The organism is Rhodoferax sp., assembly GCF_011391645.1.
In the GTDB taxonomy this organism is placed as follows: domain Bacteria; phylum Pseudomonadota; class Gammaproteobacteria; order Burkholderiales; family Burkholderiaceae_C; genus Rhodoferax.
The window spans coordinates 1-7,689 of sequence record NZ_JAABQC010000117.1; the positions used below are offsets into that span (position 1 = coordinate 1).

At 61.0% G+C, this 7,689-nt stretch carries 7 protein-coding genes and 1 pseudogene; 3 read left to right on the forward strand and 5 right to left on the reverse strand.

Translation table 11 applies throughout. The features are described from left to right. Nucleotides 1–73: 73 nt before the first annotated feature. A complete protein-coding gene (locus GPS82_RS12470) occupies nt 74–652 on the reverse strand; it encodes a C40 family peptidase (RefSeq protein ID WP_296495202.1) in 579 nt (192 codons plus the stop codon). An 88-nt stretch (nt 653–740) separates the two neighbouring features. Between GPS82_RS12470 and GPS82_RS12475 the strand changes: the two genes are divergently transcribed. The 3 genes from GPS82_RS12475 to GPS82_RS12485 all read left to right on the forward strand — a co-directional run bounded on the left by GPS82_RS12475 (nt 741) and on the right by GPS82_RS12485 (nt 3,264). Next, a complete protein-coding gene (locus GPS82_RS12475) occupies nt 741–1,721 on the forward strand; it encodes an MDR family oxidoreductase (RefSeq protein WP_296495203.1) in 981 nt (326 codons plus the stop codon). A 40-nt stretch (nt 1,722–1,761) separates the two neighbouring features. Beyond that, nucleotides 1,762–2,364, forward strand: coding sequence for an isochorismatase family protein (locus GPS82_RS12480; RefSeq protein WP_296495205.1), 603 nt, complete (start codon nt 1,762–1,764; stop codon nt 2,362–2,364). A 66-nt stretch (nt 2,365–2,430) separates the two neighbouring features. Continuing rightward, a complete protein-coding gene (locus GPS82_RS12485; protein ID WP_296495207.1) occupies nt 2,431–3,264 on the forward strand; it encodes an undecaprenyl-diphosphate phosphatase in 834 nt (277 codons plus the stop codon). Between the two features lie 71 nt (nt 3,265–3,335). Here the strand turns inward: GPS82_RS12485 and GPS82_RS12490 are convergent, their stop codons facing one another. The 4 genes and pseudogenes from GPS82_RS12490 to GPS82_RS12505 all read right to left on the reverse strand — a co-directional run. After that, nucleotides 3,336–4,178: an alpha/beta hydrolase gene (locus GPS82_RS12490; RefSeq protein ID WP_296495209.1), complete on the reverse strand. Its 843-nt coding sequence runs from the start codon at nt 4,176–4,178 to the stop codon at nt 3,336–3,338. A 22-nt stretch (nt 4,179–4,200) separates the two neighbouring features. Further along, a complete protein-coding gene (locus GPS82_RS12495; RefSeq protein ID WP_296495211.1) occupies nt 4,201–5,028 on the reverse strand; it encodes a proteasome-type protease in 828 nt (275 codons plus the stop codon). A 31-nt stretch (nt 5,029–5,059) separates the two neighbouring features. Further along, on the reverse strand, nt 5,060–6,415 hold the full coding sequence (locus GPS82_RS12500; protein ID WP_296495213.1) for a condensation domain-containing protein: 1,356 nt from the start codon (nt 6,413–6,415) through the stop codon (nt 5,060–5,062). Continuing rightward, nucleotides 6,412–7,689: pseudogene (locus GPS82_RS12505) on the reverse strand (glycine dehydrogenase (aminomethyl-transferring)); the annotation flags it as partial. The pseudogene GPS82_RS12505 and the gene GPS82_RS12500, both read right to left, overlap by 4 nt.

Consider the following 7,689-nt stretch of genomic DNA (forward strand, 5'->3'; position numbering starts at 1 on the left):
ACCGACGTCAGCGATGTTTCCGACGTCAGGGAAAAACGTTCCTGAAATCGACAGGGCCTGATGGATACGGGGTCTAGCGCAGTTCAGCGGCAGACCACGCTGCGCCAGACTGGGTGGCGCTGGCAGCCTCTGCGGTCGTGACCCGGCGCGCACCATCGAAGCGGTGGCTCCAATAGGAAATGCCCATGTTCTCAACCCGCACCTGTGCACCAGGCTTGGGTGAATGAATGAATTTTCCGTCGCCGATATAGATACCCACATGGCTGAAGGCGCGGCGAAGGGTGTTGAAGAACACCAGGTCGCCGGGTTGCAACTCGGAGCGGTCGATTTGACGGGTGTTGGCAGCCTGCTGCTCGGCCTTGCGCGGCAGGATCAGCCCCACCGTTTGTTCGTACATGGCTTTGACGAAGCCGCTGCAATCGAAACCGGTCTCCGCCGTGTTGCCGCCACGCCGGTAGGGCACACCCAGGTAGCCCATCGCGTTTACCACCAGTTCGGAGGTTTTGTGGCTAACGTTTTGGCGCACCTGATCAATTTGTGACAGCAAGCCTTTATCATCCAGAAAACGGCTCATGTCATCGGGTGCAACAGCCGGTGCCGCGTGCACGCTGGTGGCCAGCAGCAGGGATGAGAGCAGGGTGGTGATGCGCATCGGCGTAGTTTACACACTTTTTCATCGTGTAAATATTTATATAAATATATTGCAAGACATTGATTTGTATGACTATTAAAGGAGCTTTATGTTCAAGGCATTGATGTTGGAAAACACCGACGGCTTCAAAGCCAGTGTGACGCAGGTGGATGAAGCGCGCCTGCCACAGGGCGATGTGACTGTGGCAATGGCGTACTCCACGCTCAATTTCAAGGATGGGCTTGCCATTGCCAACAAGAGCCCGGTGGTGCGGCAATGGCCCATGGTGGCGGGCATTGATGGTGCCGGCACAGTGCTGGAGTCAAGCCACCCCAATTGGCGCGCCGGTGATGCCGTTGTGCACAACGGCTGGGGCGTGGGCGAGACGCATTGGGGCTGTCTGGCGGAGAAAGCCCGTCTCAAGGGCGACTGGCTGATCAGGTTGCCCAGCGCCTTCACGCCGCGCCAGGCCATGGCGATTGGCACCGCCGGTTACACCGCCATGCTGTGCGTGCTGGCACTCGAGGATCATGGCGTCAAGCCAGATGCGGGCGAGGTGTTGGTGACTGGCGCCACGGGAGGTGTCGGCAGCGTCGCGATCGCGTTATTGGCCAAGTTGGGCTTTACCGTGGTGGCCGCCACTGGCAAGGCCAGCGAAGAGCCCTATTTGAAGTCTTTGGGCGCCAGCAGCGTCATGGATCGGACCACGTTGTCGGCACCTGGCAAGCCGTTTCAAAAAGAACGCTGGGCAGGTGTGGTCGATGCCGTCGGCTCGCACACGCTGGCCAATGCGCTGGCGCAAACGCGTTACGGCGGCGTGGTGGCCGCCTGCGGTCTGGCGCAGGGCATGGACCTGCCAACCACCGTGATGCCCTTCATTTTGCGCGGTGTCACTTTGGCGGGTGTTGATTCGGTGATGGCGCCGCTTGTCAAACGCCAGCGTGCCTGGGATCGGCTGGCATGCGATCTGGATCCGGCCTTGCTGGAAACCATGGTGCACGAAGTACCGCTGGAGGCCGCCATTGCCAGCGCCCACGATTTGATGGACGGCAAGGTGCGCGGCAGGGTGGTGGTGAGGCTTGCGGTTTAATCCTGACATGCACAGATTCATTTTTTAAAAAAGGCCCGACATGTTGCTTGATGCCGAACTCTCCCAGCTTGTTCTGGTCGATTACCAAACCCGCCTGATGCCCGCCATTTTTGAAGCCCCGCAGGTGCTGGCCAACGCCGTGCGCCTGGCGCAAGCGGCCCAACTGCTGCAGGTGCCGGTGTGGGGCACCGAGCAAAACCCGTCCAAACTGGGCGAAAACGCGCCCGAGTTGCGTGCCCTGTGCCAGCGCACGCTGGCCAAAATGCAGTTCAGTGGGGTTGAAGAAGGCCTGGGCGAATGGTTGCGCCCGCCAGTGAAAGCGCCGGCCGGCAACGCGCGCAGCCTGCCCAAACACCTGCAAAAACCGTCCAACACGCCGACCGAGCGCGGCAGCATCGTGATTGCCGGCTGCGAGGCCCATGTGTGCCTGATGCAGACCGCGCTGCATTTGCTCGAAGATGAATTTGAAGTCTGGGTGGTGACCGATGCCTGCAGTTCACGCACCGAGCGCAACCGCGACGCCGCCTTTGACCGACTGGCCGGCGCCGGCGCCGAGTTGGTGACCACCGAGATGGTGACGTTTGAGTGGTTGCGCAGTGCCGAGCACCCTCAGTTCAGGGCGGTGCAGGCTTTGATCAAGTAGCGCGAAGCGCTGTCCCTTGGGGTCGCAGGCTGACTGCGATAATTAGCCCCTTGACAAGGAGCTTGCGTGGATATTGTTTTGCTGATCAAAGCCGCCATCATGGGGGTGGTGGAGGGGTTGACCGAGTTTTTGCCGATTTCGAGCACCGGCCATCTGATTCTGGCGGGGGCCCTGCTGGGTTTTGACGACGAAAAGGCCAAGGTGTTTGACATTGCCATTCAGACCGGCGCCATCTTTGCCGTGATCCTGGTCTATTGGCAAAAAATCCGCGATACCGTGGTGGCCCTGCCCACTGAAAGACAGGCGCAGCGCTTTGCCCTCAATGTGCTGATCGCATTTTTTCCTGCGGTGATTCTGGGCCTGCTTTACGGCAAGGCGATCAAGGAGCATTTGTTCACCCCGGTGGTGGTGGCGAGCATGTTCATCATCGGTGGTTTCATCATCATCTGGGCCGAGCGCCGCCAGCAAAAGAATCCGGCGGTCACGCGCATTCATGACGTCGAATCCATGACCGCGATGGATGCGCTCAAGGTGGGTCTGGCGCAGTGCACGGCCATGATTCCAGGCACCAGCCGCAGCGGTGCCACCATCATTGGCGGCATGCTGTTCGGCATGAGCCGCAAGGCAGCCACCGATTTTTCGTTTTATCTGGCGATACCCACGCTGATTGGTGCCGGTGCCTATAGCTTGGTTAAGGACCGTGCGCTGCTGTCCTGGGCCGATGCCCCAATGTTTGGCGTCGGGCTGGTGATGTCCTTCCTGAGCGCCTGGCTGTGCATCCGCTGGCTGCTGCGCTACATTGCCAGCCACAGCTTTGTCGGCTTTGCCTACTATCGGATTGTCTTCGGCATCGTGGTGCTGGCCACTGCCTGGACTGGTGCCGTGAACTGGTCGGGCTGAAGTTTCTTCCGGGATGGCTGCCTAATGCTCGGTGCGCCCGCGGTGGTGGTTGCGGGCTCCCGACGATGGCTTCAGGCAAGGCTTTGAAGATTCAGCAAGGCCGCTTCAATCGCCGCCGCTGTCACCAACGGTTTTTCCATCGGAAAAAGATGGCCGCCATCAATCATCATGAGGCGGCCATGTGTGACGCGTCGCGTCAGGTCCAGCCCCGCCTGGCGTATTTCGAGCGAGCGTGTTCCCCCAATGAACGTCACCGGGCATGTGACCGGGTGTTGCCTGAGCACTGCTTCGATATTGCTGGGAAGGGTGTTGTAGATGGCAGTTTCAATGTCGCGGTCAAAACTCAATACGCGTTGCAGGTGGCCGTTGATGGTCTCATCGTGTGTGCCGTGCGTGATGTAGTCTTCAAGCACCTGCGGGTGCCATTTGGCGAAGGCTTTCTTGCCTTTGAAATGCGCCAGCGCGGCCTCAAAGCTGGGCCAATGCTGGCGTCGCTTGCGGCTGAACTTGCCCGGTGTCACCGAACCCACCAATTGCGTGCGTTTTGCCAGACCCAGCGCCTGCGCGCGCCATCCGCCCACCAGAGGCGAGTCGAGCAAGAGCACACCGCGCACCAGTTCGGGCGCCTTGCTGGCCGCCATCAGGCTCAAAAAACCGCCCAATGAGTGACCCAGCAAAAAAACAGGCGCACCAGCCTGGTCAACTTGCTGTTGGGTAAAGTCAACCAACTGTTGCACCAGGTGCGGCCAGTTGTTGGTGACCGGGTAAGCCGGGTCGTGGCCCAATTTGTCAATCGCGGCAACGGCAAAGCCACGCGCCTTCAAGGCCTCAAACATCACGCCGTAAGTGGACGCACAGAAGCTGTTGGCGTGGGAGAAAACTATCGGTGTTGCGGCGGTTTTGCGCAGGGGCATCTTGGTCTGTTCCGCAAGGGAATCAGATTAGTTTTTCTTGCGGCGAGGTGATTTTCTTCAGGGCCCGGTTGCGGACAGTGCGCTGCATCAAGGGCACGGTGGTTTGCTCGCCATTCCACATCGGGTCTTCGATGCTGTCAAACACCTCGCGCAGCTTGGCGCCCCAACTGTTGTGCATCATTTTGAAGTAAGGGTTGTGCTCGTCGATGCAGACCACCTTGTCAGTCTGGAACTTGTTGGCTTCGTACACCACCATGTCCAGCGGCAAACCCACCGACAGGTTGGATTTGAGGGTGGAATCCATCGACACCAGCGCACACTTGGCGGCCTCATCCAGTGGCGTATGGGGGGTGATCACGCGGTCCAGCACGGGTTTGCCATATTTGGACTCACCCACCTGAAAATACGGCGTTTCGGGCGTGGCCTCGATGAAGTTGCCGGCTGAATAGACCTGGAACAGGCGCATACCCTCGCCCCTGATCTGACCGCCAAAAATCAGCGATACGTTGAAATCGACCCCCGCCAGTTTGAGCGACTCGGCATCGCGTTCATACACATGGCGAATGGTCGCGCCGAGCACGCGCGCGGCATCAAACATGCTCTTGGCGTTCCAGATGGTGATCGGCTCGCTGTCCGGCTGTTCCTTGAGTTGCTCCACCTGCAGGATCTCGCGGATCGACTGCGAAATGCTCAGGTTGCCAGCCGACAGCAGCACCATGAAGCGGTCGTCGGGTTTTTCATAAACGATCATCTTGCGAAAGGTGCTGATCTGGTCCAGGCCGGCGTTGGTGCGGGAATCGGACAAAAAAACCAGTCCGGCGTTGAGTTTGATGGCGACGCAATATGTCATGGGGTCAGGGGGTGAGAAAAAGAGTATGAGTTTAATGGCTGCGGCATGTGGCTGGCACGGACGTCGTGCTTGCTTCAGTCGACAAAATATGAAGCATGTGTTGTGCCAGGATTCGGGCGTTGGATTCGGTCAGCCGGGCGGCATCAAAACCGACATTCAGAATCAACTGGTCGTGGTAACTGCTGGCCGCGGTAAAGAGGGTCTGGTAGGGCATGGGGCACAGCGCAAACGAGATCGCATCGACCGCAGGATCTTCGGTCACCGTGGCGATGGCGCCCACATTGCTGACCATGGTGTTGGGCAGCGAGCCCAGCGTCCTCTTCTTGAAGGAGGCGAGTTGCTCAGGCAGCACCGGTGAGCCGTCGAGCCCGAACAGGTTGAAAAGAAGATGACCTTCACCGCGCGCGATCTGCAGCCGGGTCTGGGTGATGATGTCGCGCGCCAGCTGCCAGAAATCAGTGTCAGCGCTGACCGAAAAGGTGGCCGAGATCAGCGACACAAACAGCCCGGTGGGTGATTCGGGTTGCACTGGTTCCAGGTGCACCCGCATGTCCACCGGGCAAGACAGAAAGAAGGAGGTGGCCTGCAAACCGGGTTGCAGCCTTGACTGCGCCAGCAATTGCGCCGCGCACAGGGCGCCATGGACGGTGGTGCCCCGGGCCCGCGCCGCTGCCAGCAGATGCCGGGTGGCTTCTGCCGGCAAGCTCAGGCGGATAAACCTTGGCGTTCTTTCGGCGGCCTCGCTGGCCAGCCAGGGGATGGCGGGCAGCGGGCCGTGGCGCCGATAGTCTGCGACCAGCGTGGCCTTGAGTGCCCTGGCCGTATCGGCCTGCTCGGACCAGCGGTATCGGGCGGGGTGCACCTTGGCCATCGCCGGCAGGGCGCTCGGGCCAGTGCGCAGGGGTGGCTCGTGCCGCGCCGCCATCACAGACAACAGGCGGCGCAGCAGTGCCGTGCCAGAGCGGCCGTCAGCGATAGCATGGTGGAAGCACAGTGCCAACACCGAGCGCGCGGGTGAGGGCATTTCCAGGTACAGGCAACGCATCAGCGGCTCGGTTGCTGCGTCAAACGGCTCGGACAGTTGCTGCTCGATGGTGCGCTGCCATGCCTCATGCGTCACGCTTTGGCAGCGCAGTTCGACCGGTCGGCCGGGCGCATGGGCGAAACACAGGCCGTTTTCTTGCGTCCAGTGGATGCTGGCCTGCAGCAACAAATTTTCCTGCTGCAGCAGATCAAGTGCAGAGCGGATGCGCCCGTGCTCCAGCTGGCCCCGGCGTTCGGCAAAGACGACGAAGTTCATGCAGGACACAAGGTCCGACATGTAAAAAAAAGCTTCGCCCGGGTCCAGCGGGCGAATGATCGGCACGGCCGGCAAGGTCTGGCTCACGCCATCGGCACGCAACTGCAGAACAAATTGCGGTCGCCGTACACGTTGTCGATGCGCCCGACCGGCACCCAGTACTTGGACGATTTAAGGCTGGGGAGCGGGAACGCGGCGAGCTCCCGCGAATAGGGCCGGTCCCAGGCTTCACCCAGCAGCGAGGCTGCCGTGTGGGGCGCATGGCTCAGCGGGTTGTTGCCCTGCGGCCAGATGCCTTGCTCGACCTTGGCAATCTCTTCGCGGATGGCGATCATGGCGTTGATGAAGCGGTCGAGTTCTTCGAGCGTTTCGCTCTCGGTGGGTTCGACCATCAGCGTGCCGGGCACCGGAAAGCTCAGCGTGGGCGCATGGAAACCGTAGTCCATCAGGCGCTTGGTGACGTCTTCGGCGGTGATGCCGTTGACGCCGCCGCTGCTTTCCTTGAGGGGGCGCAGGTCGAGAATGCACTCGTGCGCAACACGACCCGGCTTGCTCTCGTGCGCGACACGACCATGTTTGCCATGGGACGATGTGCTGGTGTAGAGCGTGGGGTAGTGGTCTTTCAGGCGCACGCTGATGTAGTTGGCGCTCAAAATGGCCACCTCGGTGGCGGCCTTGAGGCCTTCGGCCCCCATCATGCGGCAGTACATCCAGCTGATCGGCAGCACCGCCGCATTGCCCAAGGGCGCGGCTGATATGGCACCCACGCCCTGACCGGGCAAATAGGGCACCAGGTCGGCCACCACACACACCGGGCCCACACCGGGGCCGCCACCGCCGTGCGGGATGCAGAAGGTCTTGTGCAGGTTGAGGTGGCTCACGTCACCGCCGAATTCGCCGGGTGCGGCCAGGCCCACCAGCGCGTTCATGTTGGCGCCGTCCACATAAACCCGGCCGCCGTGGCTATGCACCAGCGCGCACAGTTCCTTGACGCTGGTCTCGAACACGCCGTGGGTGCTGGGGTAGGTAATCATGATCGCCGCCAGGTTGGCGCTGTGCTGCTCGCACTTGGCTTTCAGGTCAACCATGTCGACGTTGCCATTGGCGTCACACGCCGTGACCACCACCTTCATGCCGACCATGGTGGCGCTGGCGGGGTTGGTGCCATGCGCGCTGCTCGGGATCAGGCAGATGTTGCGGTGGCCCTCGCCGCGTGCTTCGTGGTAGCCGCGGATGGCCATCATGCCGGCGTATTCGCCCTGGCTGCCAGCGTTGGGTTGCAGGCTGATGCCCGCGTAACCGGTGGCCTCACAAAGCCAGGCGCGCAGCTGTTCGTCAAGCTCGGCATAACCTGCGCGCTG